This window comes from uncultured Bradyrhizobium sp., assembly GCF_936928535.1.
Classification (GTDB): domain Bacteria; phylum Pseudomonadota; class Alphaproteobacteria; order Rhizobiales; family Xanthobacteraceae; genus Bradyrhizobium.
In genome coordinates, this window is record NZ_CAKZHY010000023.1 from 12,720 (window position 1) to 28,509 (window position 15,790).

12 protein-coding genes are annotated in these 15,790 nt (G+C 60.4%); 6 read left to right on the plus strand and 6 right to left on the minus strand.

Annotated elements, in window-relative coordinates:
- Positions 1–468: 468 nt before the first annotated feature.
- Positions 469–1,902: an undecaprenyl-phosphate glucose phosphotransferase gene (locus Q0687_RS02910; RefSeq protein ID WP_363323920.1), complete on the plus strand. Its 1,434-nt coding sequence runs from the start codon at positions 469–471 to the stop codon at positions 1,900–1,902.
- A gap of 66 nt (positions 1,903–1,968) precedes the next feature.
- Here Q0687_RS02910 and Q0687_RS02915 read toward each other — a convergent pair whose 3' ends face one another.
- From Q0687_RS02915 to Q0687_RS02925, 3 genes are all read right to left on the minus strand, one after another.
- Positions 1,969–2,262, minus strand: a complete 294-nt coding sequence (locus Q0687_RS02915) for a hypothetical protein (protein ID WP_298872016.1) — start codon at positions 2,260–2,262, stop codon at positions 1,969–1,971.
- Between the two features lie 466 nt (positions 2,263–2,728).
- Entirely contained in the window at positions 2,729–4,960 is a 2,232-nt protein-coding gene (locus Q0687_RS02920) for an AAA family ATPase (protein WP_298872019.1), read from the minus strand.
- Between the two features lie 21 nt (positions 4,961–4,981).
- Entirely contained in the window at positions 4,982–5,479 is a 498-nt protein-coding gene (locus tag Q0687_RS02925; RefSeq protein ID WP_298872023.1) for a hypothetical protein, read from the minus strand.
- 618 nt (positions 5,480–6,097) lie between these two features.
- Between Q0687_RS02925 and Q0687_RS02930 the strand changes: the two genes are divergently transcribed.
- The 4 genes from Q0687_RS02930 to Q0687_RS02945 are packed head-to-tail and all read left to right on the plus strand — an operon-like array spanning position 6,098 to position 10,894.
- The gene (locus Q0687_RS02930) at positions 6,098–7,309 is read left to right on the plus strand and encodes an acyltransferase (protein WP_298872026.1); all 1,212 of its coding nucleotides are present in this window, start codon (positions 6,098–6,100) and stop codon (positions 7,307–7,309) included.
- 7 nt (positions 7,310–7,316) lie between these two features.
- Positions 7,317–8,660: a hypothetical protein gene (locus tag Q0687_RS02935; protein ID WP_298872028.1), complete on the plus strand. Its 1,344-nt coding sequence runs from the start codon at positions 7,317–7,319 to the stop codon at positions 8,658–8,660.
- A 9-nt stretch (positions 8,661–8,669) separates the two neighbouring features.
- Entirely contained in the window at positions 8,670–9,776 is a 1,107-nt protein-coding gene (locus tag Q0687_RS02940; RefSeq protein ID WP_298872031.1) for an acyltransferase, read from the plus strand.
- Complete coding sequence (locus Q0687_RS02945) at positions 9,773–10,894, plus strand: acyltransferase (RefSeq protein WP_298872034.1); 1,122 nt, start codon at positions 9,773–9,775, stop codon at positions 10,892–10,894. The genes Q0687_RS02940 and Q0687_RS02945 overlap by 4 nt, the downstream gene beginning before the upstream one ends.
- Here the strand turns inward: Q0687_RS02945 and Q0687_RS02950 are convergent.
- Together Q0687_RS02950 and Q0687_RS02955 are read right to left on the minus strand one after the other, a co-directional pair.
- Complete coding sequence (locus Q0687_RS02950) at positions 10,884–11,996, minus strand: glycosyltransferase family 4 protein (RefSeq protein WP_298872037.1); 1,113 nt, start codon at positions 11,994–11,996, stop codon at positions 10,884–10,886. The two genes, Q0687_RS02945 and Q0687_RS02950, sit on opposite strands and share 11 nt — an antisense overlap.
- Position 11,997: 1 nt before the next feature.
- The gene (locus Q0687_RS02955; RefSeq protein WP_298872039.1) at positions 11,998–12,831 is read right to left on the minus strand and encodes a polysaccharide pyruvyl transferase family protein; all 834 of its coding nucleotides are present in this window, start codon (positions 12,829–12,831) and stop codon (positions 11,998–12,000) included.
- Between the two features lie 121 nt (positions 12,832–12,952).
- On the opposite strand from Q0687_RS02955, the gene Q0687_RS02960 reads away from it, so the two are divergent.
- Positions 12,953–14,428 (plus strand): lipopolysaccharide biosynthesis protein, encoded by a 1,476-nt coding sequence (locus tag Q0687_RS02960; RefSeq protein ID WP_298872043.1) that lies wholly within the window; start codon positions 12,953–12,955, stop codon positions 14,426–14,428.
- 34 nt (positions 14,429–14,462) lie between these two features.
- Here Q0687_RS02960 and Q0687_RS02965 read toward each other — a convergent pair whose 3' ends face one another.
- Positions 14,463–15,599 (minus strand): acyltransferase, encoded by a 1,137-nt coding sequence (locus Q0687_RS02965; RefSeq protein ID WP_298872045.1) that lies wholly within the window; start codon positions 15,597–15,599, stop codon positions 14,463–14,465.
- Positions 15,600–15,790: the final 191 nt, after the last annotated feature.

Below are 15,790 nucleotides of genomic sequence, written 5' to 3' on the forward strand. Positions count from 1 at the left end.
ACTCCTCATGTGACGATGCGGTGCAACAATGAGGCCAACTGCCTGGATGCATTGCTGTGCAGGTCGCGACGGCGAAAGATTCATGTCTCGATGCAAAAATGACGATACGTCCGGAGGTGGTATTCCGAGGAAATTCTCGCATTTGATTGGCGGGTATTCGCGGCGCGGAGTTTGTGCCTCAATGCTGAGCTGAAAATCGGCTTGCGCGGCTTCCGTGCGTCGCTTCGATGTGGAACTTGATTCAAAATAGGGCAGCGTGTCCGCGGATATGTCAGCACTGTGACGAGCTTCCAAGCGAACGGAATCAGAAAGAGCTCTTCGATAAATGGCGATGGCTTTGCATCGCAAAAGTTTTGCGTGCAGCGCCACAATGTCGCTGCGATCACTGAACACGTTCTGCGTGGGGAAGAGACGAGTCTTCAGCATCACAAAATACGTCTGGCGCTCTCTCGATACGTAGAGGTTCGAATGGCTGTTGCAACTTATGGTTCTGAGAAGGCGTACTCGCCGTCACTGTCTCGCGGCACCCCTCTCCAGCGGCCGTTTCAGATCGTCGTCATCGCGGCTGATTTTCTGCTGATCTTGCTCAGTTACGTCGCCGGCTCCGCTCTCTACAGCTTTGCGACGTCGTCGACTGCCGACGGCGCTTCGGTTGGCGCCGGATTGATCGTTGGCCTTGTATTCGTCGCGCTTGCCTACTTTCAGGAGGTCTACGCAACGCACCGCCTCCTCAATCTTGTCTGGCAGATGCGCAAGGCCGTCTTCATCTGGTTGGTGTCATTGACGGTCCTTGCGGTCGCGGCATTCCTCTTGAAGTCGACCGACAACCTGTCCCGCGGCACAGTGATTGTCTTCGCGGCGATGGGGGGCCTTGGGCTGATCAGCCTCCGCTTCGGCTGGCAGGTCGTGCTCGGCACGACTTTTGCGAGAAGCCGCTTGGTGGATCGCAAGGTGGTGCTCTTAAGTCTCAAGCCGCTGGACTTCACGTCGGGCCGGTTCAAGGATCTGCGCCGGAACGGCTTCGATGTCGTGCGTCATTTCGTGCTCGGGGTAGACGAGAGCGACGATGGCCGTTGGGAGCGCGAAGTTCGGGATGTCATCCGCCAGTCGCGCCTTGCTGATGTGGATGAGTATCTTCTCGCGATCGACTGGGACGAATTGCCGATGCTTCGAAAGCTCGGCCAATACCTGCGTGCCGTACCGCAGCCTGTGCGCCTTCTGCCGGACGATTCCATCGCCGATATCGTCTCGCGCCCGTTCCTGCCCGTCAGCGGGACCGTGGCGGTGGAGATTCAGCGGCCTCCGCTGAGTATCTTCGAGCGTCTGCAGAAGCGCTGTCTCGACGTCGGCGTAGCGATCTTCGCGCTCGTCGTGTTGACGCCCCTGCTGTTGACCGTCGCCATGCTGATCAAGCTGGATTCGCCCGGAACCGTCATCTTCCGGCAGTCGCGGCGCGGGTTCAACGGCAAGCCATTCGATATCTGGAAATTCCGGACGATGACCGTTTCCGAAAACGGTCACACGATCGCTCAGGCGACCAGGAAAGATGCCCGCGTGACCAAGATCGGGCGTTTCCTTCGCATGACGAGCATCGACGAATTGCCGCAGCTCTGGAACGTCTTGCGGGGCGATATGTCCCTGGTCGGGCCGCGGCCGCACGCCCTCGCCCATGACAATTACTACGACGAGCTCATCAGCAAATATGTCTACCGCCACCACATGAAGCCCGGCCTGACCGGCTGGGCTCAGGTGAACGGCCTTCGCGGCGAGACACCGACGATCGATCTGATGGAAAAGCGGGTCGAATACGACGTCTGGTACGTCAGCAATTGGAGCATCTGGCTCGATCTGAAGATCATGGCGCGGACGGCGTCAGCCGTGATGTTCCAGGAGGCCTATTAGGCCGCCGATACGCCAGCCGGGACCTCGTCAGAATAGCTGGGGCGTCGCTCCGGCTGTCTGCCGTCTCTACCTGCCGCCTTGCCGCGACTTCCCGAACAGCCGCATGATGGCGTCACGCAGCGCGAGCAGGGGCGGCACCAGCACGAAGAACGCTCCCATCGCAACCGACGCGACGACATGGCGGAGGGAGAACGGCTCGTCTTGCTCGAGTTCTCGCTGGCTCGGATCGATGGGGGCCGGAGAAAGCGTGGTCGCGAGCGGCCTCGCCTGCCGGCGCGACTTGCGGGGCGGAACCACGATCAACACGAAGAGGATGTTGAGCAGGACCCAAATCGACAAAACAGTGAGGAGGATCAGCATCCGAACCCACCAAAAACGAGCAATGAGTATGAGCTCAACTTAGCCTCAGGGAATTCGAAAGAAAAGGTGTCTAAGCCTGCGGCTGCCGATCATCACTAAGGACCAGGAAAAGCTCGACGACGACCAAAATGGCGTCTTGGACCATGTCGCGGCCGTCGGCTGCCCGTCAATCCCGGCTTTCAGCTAAGGCAACGGTGGCGGGATGTGGATTCCGGACGAATACGGAGTTCAATTCGTGCTGAACCGGGCGCGACCCTGCGCGCTCGTCCGGCTCGCGGCAGTTTTCAAATTTATTATGTGAAAGCGGAACTACCCGCGGGTTCCCGATCGGGCGACGAATGAAACGGTCGGCCCACGCGGGAGCCGACCGGCGGATGGCTTCGATGCGGCGGCCGCCCGAAGACGGCAGGCCGGAGGGCTCACAAGCTCGATTGCGCCGGTGGGATCCGGCGAGGAGAGTGGGCGCTCAGGCGTGCTCCACATAGTAGCTGTTATGGTGCTTGCCCTTGTAGGCCTCGATGCGCTTGAGCATCTTCGGGTTGGCGCGGTTGAGAACGGCACCCAGCAGCTTCTTCTGAAGCATTTCCGAGCCTGATATGGACTCCTGGAGCGCGGATCGCGTCGTCTGTCCCCATTCGATCACGTAGACCATGGCATCGATGAGCGGGCTGAAGGCCTTGGAATCGGCCACTGGCATGACCGGCGCAAGATCGATCACGATGTACTCGTAATGCTCTCTCAGCGATTTGAGCAGCTCGGCCATGGCCTTCGAGCCGATCACATCAGCCGAATTGACCAGACGCGAAGCAACGACCGATGGCAGGAAATCCAGGCCTGTCTCCTTGCTGCGCTGGACGTGGTAGCCGAGGCTGGCCGGGTCGCTCAGCGTCTCGACAAGTCCGGTCTTGGCATTGGGCGCGAGCTCACGGGTCAATGAACGCGTGTGCAGATCGCCGTCGATCAAGAGGGTGGGGTGTCCGGTGAGGGCGATCAATTGGGCGAAATTGGCCGCGACCGTCGTTTTTCCTTCCTTCGGAAGCGATGACACGATGCCAATGATCTTGATTTCCCGAGTGAGGCGCGCGACGTCGATCGACACCTTGATGTTGCGCAGCGTTTCCGCAAACCGCGAGAACGGATGGTCCACGACGTAGCGGGAGAGATCCGGAGTGCCACTGCTGGCGGTCTTGGAAAGCAACGCGCTTGCCTTGCTTGGGGGACGCACGTCGGGGAGCACGCCGAGACACTTCACGCCGAGCTCCTCTTCGACTTCGCCGGGGGTCCGCAGCACGTCGCTGAGGAATTCGCGGGCGAACGCACAACCGAAGCCGAGACAAAGACCGCCGACCAGGCCTCCGATCAAGGCCAGGACCGTCCGCGGCGAGCTCTTTCGATCGGGCTTGGTCGCGGTGCTGATCAGGCGCGCCTCGCTGAGCGGAAAGCTCTGATTTTGCGTAGCGCTCTGCAGCTTCTCCAGGAAGTTGTTGTAGAGATTGCGATACGTGTCGGCCGCACTTTCGAGGTCGCGCAGCTTGACTTCCGCCTGACCGGTGTGTCCCGCCTGGGCGACGAGGTCCTTCACGTTCTTGTCGAGCGACGCCTCACGGCTCTTTGCGATTTCATAGTCGCTGCGATAGGCATCTGCGATCCGGTGGATCTCGTCCGCAATATTCTTGCGCAGCTCCTCCATCTTGTTGGCGAGGTTGATCGTCGCTTGATGGGTTGCGCCGTATCGTCGTGACCAATCAGAATATTGAGCCTGAAGGTCGAGATACTGGGCGCGCAGACGCGTGATGACCGGGTTGTTGAGGGCGTCCGTCACCGTCGGCTGGGCGAGATCTTGGTCGGACACATTCTGGATCCGGTCGAGGCGCGCCTTGGCTTCGGCCGTTGCGGCCCTGGCTTGAACCAGCTGCGTGTTCAGATCAGACAGCTGCTGTTCGGACATCAATCCTCGGCTGGTCCCGACAATGTTGTGCTCCGCCTTGAAGCTCTGCACTGCCCGGTCACTAGCACTGGCCTGCTCGCTCAGCTCGACGCTGCGCTGTTGCAGCCATTCGGTCGCACGCTTGGTGGACTGATACTTGGCCTCGAGCGCGCCTACGATGTAGGCATCGGCGATCGCATTGGCGATCTTGACCGCCTTGTCCGGTGAGGGAGCCTTATAGCTGAGGGAAAGCACATAGGTCTGCAGGACACGCTCGACCCTGAGATTCTTCTGAATCACCTCGACCACGGCATGCTCAATGCGATCCTGCGAAGGGGCTTCGCCTGTTTCGAACAGCGACATGATCTTGCCGAGCACGAGGGCGAGGGCGCCCGGATGGGAGCCGTTGAAGTCGGGGTCCTCGGTCAGGTGCAGACGGCGAACGACCGACAGGATGAGGTCGTCCGAATTGATCACCTCGACCTGGCTGTCGACAAAGCCGGTATCGATGAGAGCGCTGTTGGTTCCGCTGTCCTTGTCCAGAACCTGGGTCTGGCGCGTGTCCATCATGATGCGCGCATTTGCCGTGTACATCGGCTGCGCCGTGACCAGATAGACGAGCACCAGCGCAAGCGCGGCTCCGACGCACGTCGCGATAACAGGCCATTGGCGGCGGAGCACGTCCGTCACGCGCTCGAAGCTCAGGACCGCTCCGCCAAACTCGATGGCAAACCTATGACCCGACTGGAACTGTTCTCTGGGCTGATACATTTGCGGACGGCTGCCTTATGATCACTGAGGAATGGGAACGGGCTTGAACGGATCTGACAATTTCGTCTTCCATTCCCCTTCAAGGAGCGCTCTGCCCTCTGAGGGTTGCGTCGAAGTCTTGTCACGAGGCGGCAGCGGGGCGCCGGAATCGTCTTCTCCTACTGCGGAATAGCCTGCCTGCACCGAGAGATCGCCGATCCGCTTGGTGAAATCCTTGATCTTGCGCGCGGCATCCGGCTTCGTCGTTGTGCATCTGGCTTCGGCGAGCCGCAGCGCAGAGCCGATCGCCGAACGATCGTCGGTCGTCGATTCCGTGATGAGCGTCTGCACCGACGGCAATACGGCAGGATTGGTCGCGACGTAAGTGGAGAGCCGGTACTTCAGCTTCTCCTTGTCGTTGCGCAATCGCACCAGAAGCGAGGATGGCGATTTGACGAATGCGTCGATGTCGATCTGCGAGGCGCGGTCCGAGAACTCGACGCACTGAGCTTCGCAGGGGCCGAGACTCGCCGCGATCATTGCAGATGACGCTAGGATGATTGGCAGCCACAGTGGCTTCGATCGACGACGTGGTGATCCGCTGCCCATTCGTGTCCCTTCATTCTGCTAACGAGCGCGAGTGAATCTGACAGGTAACTGTGTCAAATTTTGTGCGGCGCAAAAGTCGGTTTCATTCAATCGTATCGGTGGCAAACACGCTGCTCCCTTGCCTGCGGTTGTGTAACGAGGAGTTGCAATGCCTGCGAGATTGGCAGTTTGCCGCCCACGAATGTTGCAGATTGAAGATTCGTGAGGCGCACTACTTGTCGCGAAGCTGACATATCCGACAACGCGCGATTTTGTTCCACGCCATGAGAGATAAATTCGCAATGTTGCGCGTTTCAAAGCGATCTCAACAACGCCGGATTTCGCGCAAACTTTGCTCGCAAATGTCCGCAAGCATGAATCGATCGCGCGAAATCATCGCGCAATCGAAAAAAGTGGCGCGAACTTGTCCTCCGCATGTCGGAACGAACAGCGAGCGATGAATTTGCAGTCGACCGTCATGCATCAGAAGCGCGTCGTCGATCGCAAGGATTGCAAACCGCGCGCGATGTCCTACAGAGTGCTGCGGCGCAATAGCTACGGAATGTGGATGTGACGGAGTCGGTTCATCGTGAGAAGGCGCATGTCCTGCCGCTCGACAGCATCAGGGGTATCGCCGCGACCTCCGTGGTGATTCACCATCTCCTGCTGATGCCGACCTTCCTCGCGATCTTCCCCCACAATGCGTGGATCAACTGCTCGTTCTTCCGCAGCTCGTGGCTGCTGGTCGACCTGTTCTTCGTTCTCAGCGGAATGGTGATGTCGCTCAGCTCCATTGAGGGGGAGTTCGGCCGCTTCTCGCTGCGCGACTTCATGGTGCGGCGGCTGGCGCGCGTGTATCCGCTGCATATTGTGATGCTGGCCGCGAATCTGCTGTTTCGCCTGCTGCGCATCAGTCTGGTCATGGCCGGACTCGTGGTCGCGGCGCCGGCCGCCTTCGAGGTGAACAATTCCTACTCGTTCCTGCTCAACGTCTTTCTTCTGCACTCGCTCGGGTTTGTCGACTATCTCAGCTGGAATGCGCCGAGTTGGAGCATCAGCGTCGAATTCTATACCTACCTGGTCTTTGGCTTGGTGGTGCTGCTGGCCCAGCGCATGCGATCGCTGTCGCTATTCTATGCGCTCTCGGGCCTGATCGCGGCCGGAAGCCTGGTCTTCATCGTGTTCGTGCTCGACAAGAAGAGCTTGGGCTTGCAGACCGATTTCGGCATCCTGCGCTGTTTCGTGAGCTTCTTCCTGGGCGTAGTAACGGTGAGGGTGGTTCGCCGGTTGCCCGGCAAGCCGGGGCCGGTCACGCAAGGCATCGTGCAACTGGCGGCCATGATCGCCAGCGTTGTTCTCGTGGGCATTGTCGAGGCCTATCCGGCCGCCAGCTTCCTTGCGCCGCTGATTTTCTCGCTCTTTCTCGGGAGCTTGCTGGCGTTTCCTGACGCGTTGTTGGTCCCCCGAATGCTGGTGGCGAGGCCGCTGGTGTGGCTCGGGCGCCGGTCCTACTCTATCTATATGGTGCATGCGCTGGTGGTGCTGTTCGCCGAGTATTTCGTGCGCGCACTCGGGGCATCGCGGATTGCGGCATTCGATTCGGTCTGGCCGGGTTTGCCTGCGACGCTGAATCTCGTCGCGTCACTCGCCGCCGTGTTCGTGGTGTCGCACTACACCTACCGTTACGTCGAGATTCCAGGCGGCAAGCTCCTTCGCAACCTTCTGGGACGCCGGTCCGGTTTCTCGGCATCGCCCGCGCCGTCGGCGCGGCTGACCAACTGAGCTGCATATGACTGCGCTTGCACTGCATCGCCCGCGGATCATGTTGATCAGCCTCAATATCGAGGCGATCGCGCTCGGCACCTATCTGATCCGGGACGCCTTCGGCGGCGTGATCCGCTACGCCACCAGCATCCTTCACGTGGATCCGCTCTGGTACCTGCCGGACGGCATTTCGCTTCTGTGCCTCGTCCAGTTCATCATGCATTGTATCCTGCGCAACCGCAGTACATTGGCGACGCTGACGCTCTTGCAGGTCATGCTCTCGCTCGTGCTCGGCTACTTCATGATGGGAACCGGCAACGCGGCGATATCGGCCTTCAAGATGATGCTGCCGATATTCGTCGGGTTCTGCTTCTGCGATTCGAGCCTGGGCTCCTACCGAAAGCTGCTCTCGATCATTGCCGTGACCTTCTATCTTTCGGTCGTTGGCGTGATCCTGACCAAGTACTACGTGATGCCCTGGGTCGGATACAAATATGAATCGTTCGGCGCTGTCCGTGAGGCGGGCCGGTTGTGGTGGGCCTACGGCGGAGACGATCAGCGCCTGATGGGCTTTGCCGCCGACAACACCATGGCGGCCTTCTTCATCCTCGTTTCGTTCGCGATCACGTCGATTCGCAAAAGCACGCTGTGGTGTCTGCTGTTTGGCTCCATCGCCGTGTACACGATCCGCCTGACCACCAGCAAGACGACGATGATCGTGCTCGTGCTGTACCTGGTGCTGCTGGTGCTCGTCCGCATGCTGCCCGAGAAGTCGCGTTTCCCGGCCATCCGGAATATCGCGTTGTGGTCGTTCGCGGCGATTTTTGTCCCGTTCTTTATGATCGTGGTTGCGTCGGGGACCGCGGCGATACCGCACTCGACAATGTTCAGCATCCTGGACCGCATCAACAACAGCTGGCAGCTGCCGTTCGTCTACATGAGCCAGCTCATGCCGATCGGGCTGGTGACGGGCTGCGGCGCCGGCTGCTTCAACTATCCGCAAAAACTGTTCTCGCCGCTGGCGTCGTTCTGGGTGCCCGTCGATAATTTCTACATCGGGACCTACCTGATGTTCGGGCTGCCTTTCGTCGCATTCATGGTGATGGTGTTCCGGGCGAATTTCGGGGCAACCGACGTATACAAGCTGACGCTCATCTTTGTCGTCAACATGTTCACGATCACGGTCCTGAACTATGGCCCGGCGTCTGGCCTTCTGATCATCGCATTGAGCTTCAGCGAGGTGTTTTCCAAGCGGGCGACGGCCGCGCGGGCGAGTAGCGTAACTCCGGTGCAGTTGCCGCGGCCGATCCGTTCGCTGGATCAATTCGACCCTGATGTGCCTGGAACGGCCCTGGGTGCGGGCAGGTGAGATCAGATCATGCATAAAAGGCTCGCGTTCATTGATGCGCTGCGCGGCATCGCGGTGCTGTCGGTGCTGCTTCAGCACGTGCTCGAAGTGATCGTGCAGAAGCACCCGACCGGCGCGTATTATTGGCTGTTTCACGACATGATCGGCTACTACATGAACTTCGGACGCTTTGGGGTCGTCCTGTTCTTTTTCGTCAGCGGCTTCGTGATTCCGTTCAGCTTTCCGGACAGCGCGACGCCCGTCCGCGATTTCGCGATCAGCCGGTTCTTCCGGCTCTATCCGGCCTATTGGACCTCGATCGTGATCGGGCTCGCCACGATGCTGGTGCTGGATTCCACTGTTTATCCCGTCTCGCAGGTCATCGCCAACGTGACCATGCTGCAGACATTCGCCAACATCCCGAACCTCTGGGTGTTCTACTGGACGCTGGCCATCGAGCTGCTGTTCTACATCAGCTGCACCATCCTGTTTGCCATGGGCTTGCTGAACAGGCGCTTCACGGCGGTTGCGATTGTCGGCGCCGCTGCCTTGATCGGGACTATGGCCGCGCTGTTGATTGCAAACAGGACGGTCTCATCCCTGATGGAGGTCGGGCTCAATCTCTCTGCGATGTTCCTGGGCAAGATTGTCCGCGATGCCGTCATCGGCGGCAAATTGCGCTGGCGGCATGTCGCGGTCTGCACGCTTCTCTATGCGATTTTCGCCGCCACCCTGGCCGACAGGCGGTTCGGAGGCGTATATCAGGAGAACTTCTTCTACAGCTATTCGATTGGATCGGCCTACATTTGCGCCGCTCTGGTCTTCATCGCCTTTGCCGCGTTCGGCGAGAGGATGGCCTGGCGCCCGATGGCGTTCGTCGGTGTGGTCAGTTACTCGGTGTATCTGATGTCGCCGTTCGTGATCGTCTGGGTTCATCGCCTGGTGTGGTTCGGTGATGGTCCGCTGGGGTGGTCCGTCTTCGCTGGCCTCATCATGGCGCTGTCGATCCTGGTCAGCTGGACCACATATTCTCTGGTCGAGAAGCCATCGATTTCATTCGGGCACCGTTTCCGTTCCGAGCGCCGACGGCGGCCGGTGCTTGAGCCGACCCTCAGCACGCAGGGAGCCGCGGAGTGAGCGGCGCTTTGAGGCAACCGGACGTGGCGTATGACGGATCGTTCGTCCCGTCCGTCCAGGGGCTTCGCGCCATCGCGGCCTTGAGCGTGCTGATGGATCATTTCTACGACATGCCAAAGGGTGGCATGTACGACATTGCGAACCCCGGCTTTCTGCCGCCGCTCTGGCCCTGGCTCCAGTCAGTGATCAACGTGGGCGGGCACGGCGTCGAGCTGTTCTTCATGATCAGTGGTTTCCTGATTCCGGCGAGCCTTGTCCGGCATGGGTCGCTGGGCCGCTTCTTCTTCGATCGCGTGCTTCGCATCATGCCGGTCTTTCTCGTGCTGCACGTTACGCTGTTCGTGGTCGGGCCAATCGTCGGCTACAAATTCTTCCGTGGCATCGATGCCGGCAGCTATCTCGGCATATTCTTCGCGAACCTGTTCTTTCTGCAGGATGCACTCGGTCTGCCGATCGCGCAGCAGAACGCCTGGACGCTGACTTACGAGTGGGCCTTCTACATCTGGTTTGCAGTCACATTCGCCGCATTGCGCCTCGGCGGCCGCATGATGGCGGCGCCGTTGGTACTGCTTGGCCTCGCCTGCGTGCTGCATTGGCCGATCACGGCCTTTTTCTGCATTGGCATGTTCTTCAGCGCCACCGGGCTCCGGTTCCCGGTCTCGGGATGGTTGGGACTAGCTGCCGGCGTGGTGTGCGGCGTCGCCATGTATGCGAGCCTGGTGCTGTTTCATCCCTTCGTTGCGCTGCTCCCGGGATTCCTGCTGTTCGGCATGGTTCTCGCACCTAGCTCGGGCATCGGCAGCGCGCTGAGCGCGCCGGCGCTGCAGTTCGTGGGCAAGATCAGCTACAGCCTCTATCTGGTGCATCCCTTCGTGCTGTTTCCGTTGCAAATGACGGGGCTGAAGCTCGTCGCGATGGGGGCGGACCGCTGGCTGCTCTGGTTCGCCTTCATCATCCTGGGGCTCGTCGCATCGCTGGTTGCGAGCGCGATAAGCTACCAGCTGATTGAAGTCAGGCTGAGGCGTGTCCTGGATGGTGCGCTACGGGGCCTGCTGTTCGGGCCGCTCGACAAGTTCGAGCAGCCGCTGCCACCAGCAAGCGGTGTCGTCAGGCGGTGACGCCGGCGATACGACGATAGGTCGTGAACAGGCGTTCGGCGATGTGATCCCAATTCAGCGATCCCTCTGCCGTCTGCCGTGCGCCGTCCGTCAGGCTCGCCGACAACGGCCTGGACGTCAGGACACGCTCCAGGGCATCGGCCAGCGCCGCAGCGTCATCAGGCGGCACAAGCAGGCCGTTGACACCGTCGGTGACGACGTCGGGAATGCCTCCGGTCGCACTTGCGACGACGGCGCGGTGGTTGCCATAGGCGGATGCCAGCACACCGCTCTGCGATGCATCCTTGTAAGGTAACGCGACGACTTCAGCCGATTGGAACAGGGTGCTGGTGTCTTCGGCCGAGACATACGTGTCGATGGCGTTGACCGAAGCCATACCGGCCATCCGCGCACCAAAACGCGTCATCTCGGGCCCACGGCCGGCAATGACAGCCTGATGACGCACGCCGCGCTTTGAAAGCATGTCGATGGCGTCGAGGAAGACATCGAGGCCCTTGTAGGCCCACATGCGTCCGAAGAAAAGGATGCGGCCCTCGACCGCCTGAATCGGCGTGCTGTTTGCGGATGGCACCATCAACACGCCATGCATGGAGGACGTCACTTCGCCGCGGTAATCAGGCGATGCACGGGCGAAGTCCGCCACGCAGCTCTGTCCATGCACCGTCACATGTGTGGCGCCGGCACGCATACGGTCCCGCAGCCGCTCTTCACTTGTATTCGTGCCTGAGCCGCCTTCGGAGTGCGGAATGGCGTCATGGACGGTGAGGACGCGCGGGAGGCTGGTGAGGCGCAGGAGCTCCATCAGCCCGGCGGTGAAATATTCCGGGCATTCGTGACAATGAACCATGTCGGGGCGGAACGCGAGAATGTCGAGAAACGACCGCGGAAGTCCGATGGCGCCGGATCGGCGCAAGCTCAGATCCCGGATTCGCGTGTCGAACGATGCGGGGGCCGGAATCCAGTCCAGATTCCATTGTTGATTGGCGTCCTTCCGATTGAGCACCAGGCGGACGTCGCAATGCTTGGCCAATGCGGCGGCCAGTCGATAGGAATATTCGGCGAAATGCGGCGCATAGATCGCCACCCTGAAGCGCCTGGCCATATCAGCGTGTCTCGCGCCAGAGATCGATCGGGAAGGCATCCATCAAGGATTGGTGGTCGAAGCTGAGAGGCGCGGCGCCTCCCATCTCGCGGCCTTCCACGAGGCTGGAGGCGAATTCGACGTCGAACCGGCCGGTGCCTTCGTAATAGTCACGATACTTGAATTCAGCTTCGCCCTTGCTGAGCCGCACGTAGCGCGCGGGAATTCCGTAGGCTTCCGCGACGATCAAGCCGTGCAGGGAACTCGCCAGCACAAGGTCTGCCTCGAGAATGGCCTCAATGCGCCGATTCCATGATCCGAGCGGGCTGACCACATTGGCCGCGTCATGATCGATCATGTGGAGATCATGCAGATTGGGCACGAAAATCCACGGACGAACGCGACGGCGTTGAAAGCGATCAGGGAACAGGCGTGGGAGCAGCAACGCAGGATCGCCAAAAACGTCGGGCACGGAAAGTCCGCGTCGCCGCAGAATTTCCTGAGTGCGAGGACCGCGCACCGCGCGAATATCCAGCGACTGAACGCGACGATTGAGATCGTCCTGACCCGGGCGCCCGTTGATGCCGCTGCCCCAGATTACGTCGTCATTGCGTGCGTAGTGCAGAACCGAGCCGATCGCAAACATCCGCGCCTGGCGTGAGGTTTCGTCGGCAAGCGTATGACCGCTGCGTCGAAGTTGCTGTTCCACCACGACGAGGGACAAATAGTCGCCAAAATTGATCGTTCCATCATCAGGTCGCCAGAAGAACAGCTCTACATGCGGATAAGGCAGTTGTTGAACAAAGTCGCAGCCGACCTCGTTGATCAATCTACGCAGATTGGCTCGAATATTCATGCGCCCTCGGATGGCAGATGTTATGTTACGGACACTGTCTGTCGAAAGAGGCAACTCTTGGACCACTCACGCGGCGCAAGTGCAGATCTGCCGTTGGCGCGCTCATACCTAGTCTGAACTTATGACAAGCCTTCAACTTGCTCGCGAGCCTGCCGACATCAAGCGCTCGATCGTCTCCGGCGTCATCTGGTCCACACTCGATTCTGCGGTGGGGCAGGCGCTGACGCTCGCCATCTACGTCATCATGGCGCGTCTGTTGTCGCCGCAGATTCTTGGCCTCGTGGCGACGGGCGCGCTGGTGCTGGATTTCTGCCGTGCGGTGCTGATCGAAAGCATCGCGATCGCCGTCCAGGCGCGCGCCGAACCGAAAGACGAGGATTACAACGCATCTTTCTGGCTGATCGCTGGATTCTCGCTTGTTGCTGCCGGGCTGTTGTTCGCGTCCAGCAATGCGATCGAGCGCCTCTCCGGCCTGGGAGACCTCGCCGTCGTGCTGAAGGGGTTTTCCGTCGTGGTTGCCGTGCAGGGGCTGTCCCGCACCCACGAGGCCTGGCTGACGCGCAACCAGGAATTCCGGTCGCTCGCCCTTCGCACCCTGTTCTCGATCACGCTCGGCGGAGCCATCGGCATGACCCTGGCCATCAGCGGCTACGGCGTGCTTGCCCTCGTCGGACAGTTGGTCACGACCTCGCTGGTGTCATTGATCAGCCTATGGACCCTGACGCCGTGGCGTCCCGGTTTCCGCTTCAGCCGCCGTGAGGCGATTGAGCTCGTCGGCTATGGCCGCTACGTGGCGCTCACGGGTATCACGAACTTCGCCAACGCGAATTCGGACCTGATCTTTGTCACCTGGTACACGGGGGCGGCCGGCGCCGGCTTCTATAGTCTCGCCAAGCGGCTCGTGAATGCGGTGAGCACGGTGATCGGAAATGCGCTCAACCGGGTGTTTTTCGCAACGGTCGCGGGCCTTCAGCACGATCGGAAGGCGTCCAGCGAGGCGCTGCTCGATTTCGTGATGTACACCTCGTTGCTAACGGCGCCGATTTTCGCCGGCATTGCAGCTTTGTCGCCGGATCTGATGCTCGCCTTTTTCGGTGAGAAATGGTCGGCTTCCGCGCCGCTGCTGTCGATCATCTCGGTGACGGGATTCTTGACGACCATCGGGCTCTACAATCATTCCGTCATCCTGGCGTTCGGCAAGCCGCATTGGCAGACCTGGCTCACGCTGATTTATGCGGCGTCGAACATCGCGATCTTCATCGCGGCCGCTCCCTTCGGTCTGGTTGCCATTGCGGTCGGCTATGTGGTGCGCGCCGTGTTGCTGTATCCTTTGTCGGCCGGAGCATCGTTGCGCATCCTGTCGATCCCCGTGCGGCGCTACGCAGGCGCACTGTTGCCGGCGCTCGCCTGCTCGGCCCTCATGGCGGCGGTGGTCGTCGGAGCATCTCATAATTTGCCCCCGCTATCGCCCTGGCTCCGCCTTGCGTCGCTGACGATGCTGGGCGCTGCCGTCTATCTGGCCGCGGTGCTGCTGACCGCGCGCCCTGCCGCGCTTCGGGTCTGGCACGAAGTCTCGATCCGGCTTCGACGGTCCTAGATGCGGCCTTGCGGGCAGGAGAGGTTGAGGAAGCTCAACCTGCGTTCGCAGCTTGTCCCGACGGCCGCAGCTCCAGGGTTTCGCCCCGAGCGGGCTCGGGAGCGGCGGGACGCCTGGTTTCGGCTGACGGTGCGAGGCGATTGATCAATTTTCGCGCCGGATTCTCGATCAGGACGTAGGTCACGTCGGCTGCGATCGTGAGAATGAGGCAGCAGGCCAGCGCGAAGATTGGAAAGGCGCCCGGTTGCAGTCCGAGCTGGTGCCAGACGGGCTTGAACACCAGGATCAGCAACAGTTCGTGCAGCATGTAGATGGCGTAGGACGTGTTGCCGAGCCGGCCGAGCCAGCTCGCGCCGGGGAACCGGACAAAGGCGCTTTCGCCGACGGCGGTCAGCAGGATGGCCAGCGAGAACAGGATGATCGCGAGATCCGGCTTGGCAAAGACGTTCAGGATCAGGATTGAAGCGAGGAATACGCCAATGCCCGCGACGGCGACCGCCTTGCTGCGATGATGGCGGAATTGCTTGAACAGAAGCGCGAGCAGAATGCCGTTCAAAAAGCTCGGAAGCGCCCGCAGCATGCCGTAATCGAAATTGGCGCCATACATTTGCGACCGATCCTGCCAGATCGGCAGGTGTCCATGGGCCAGCACGGCGTAGAGGCTCGCCACGATGATCGCAAGCGTCAGCGCGGAGACACGCCCTGCCAGCAGCATCAGCAGCGGGAACAGCAGGTAGCAGAACAGCTCCGCGCTGATCGACCAGGAGGGTGAGTTGAAGCTGAGATGATCGGTGACCCCCCAGGCCTGGACGAGAAGCGCGTTGTGGACGAAGTCCAGCGCGCTCGCATGTGATGTCGGGCCTTGGATCCCGATCCAGGCCAGCACGACGAAGGCGAGCAAGGTCAGCAAATGCAGGGGATAGATTCGCGCAATCCGCCGGACCAGAAAGCGAGCGTAGCCGCGGATTCCGATGGAACCGGCCGGATAGGAATACGAGATCACAAACCCCGAAAGGATGAAGAACATGTCGACGAACAGCCCGTATGAGCCGTTCCACACCGGCGAGATGCCTTTGTCGATGTTCTTCAGATGAAAAATGAAGACGCCGAGGGCTGCGACGAACCGATAGAAATCGAGAACGACAAAGCGAGTTTGTTCACGGACTTCCATATCGATATTGTATTCCCTGCGAAGCGTGATGTCCTTCTAGAGTCGAATTGTGACGCAAGTTCGCAGGTCGCGCATATCCGCGCGGGCAACGCGGCGTCAATGATCATGGCGGAAATGCCGCTGATGCATGGCACGACATCAGGAGGTGTGGCGCTTTGGTCATGCCGCTTTGGAAGGCAGATGCCTCTGCC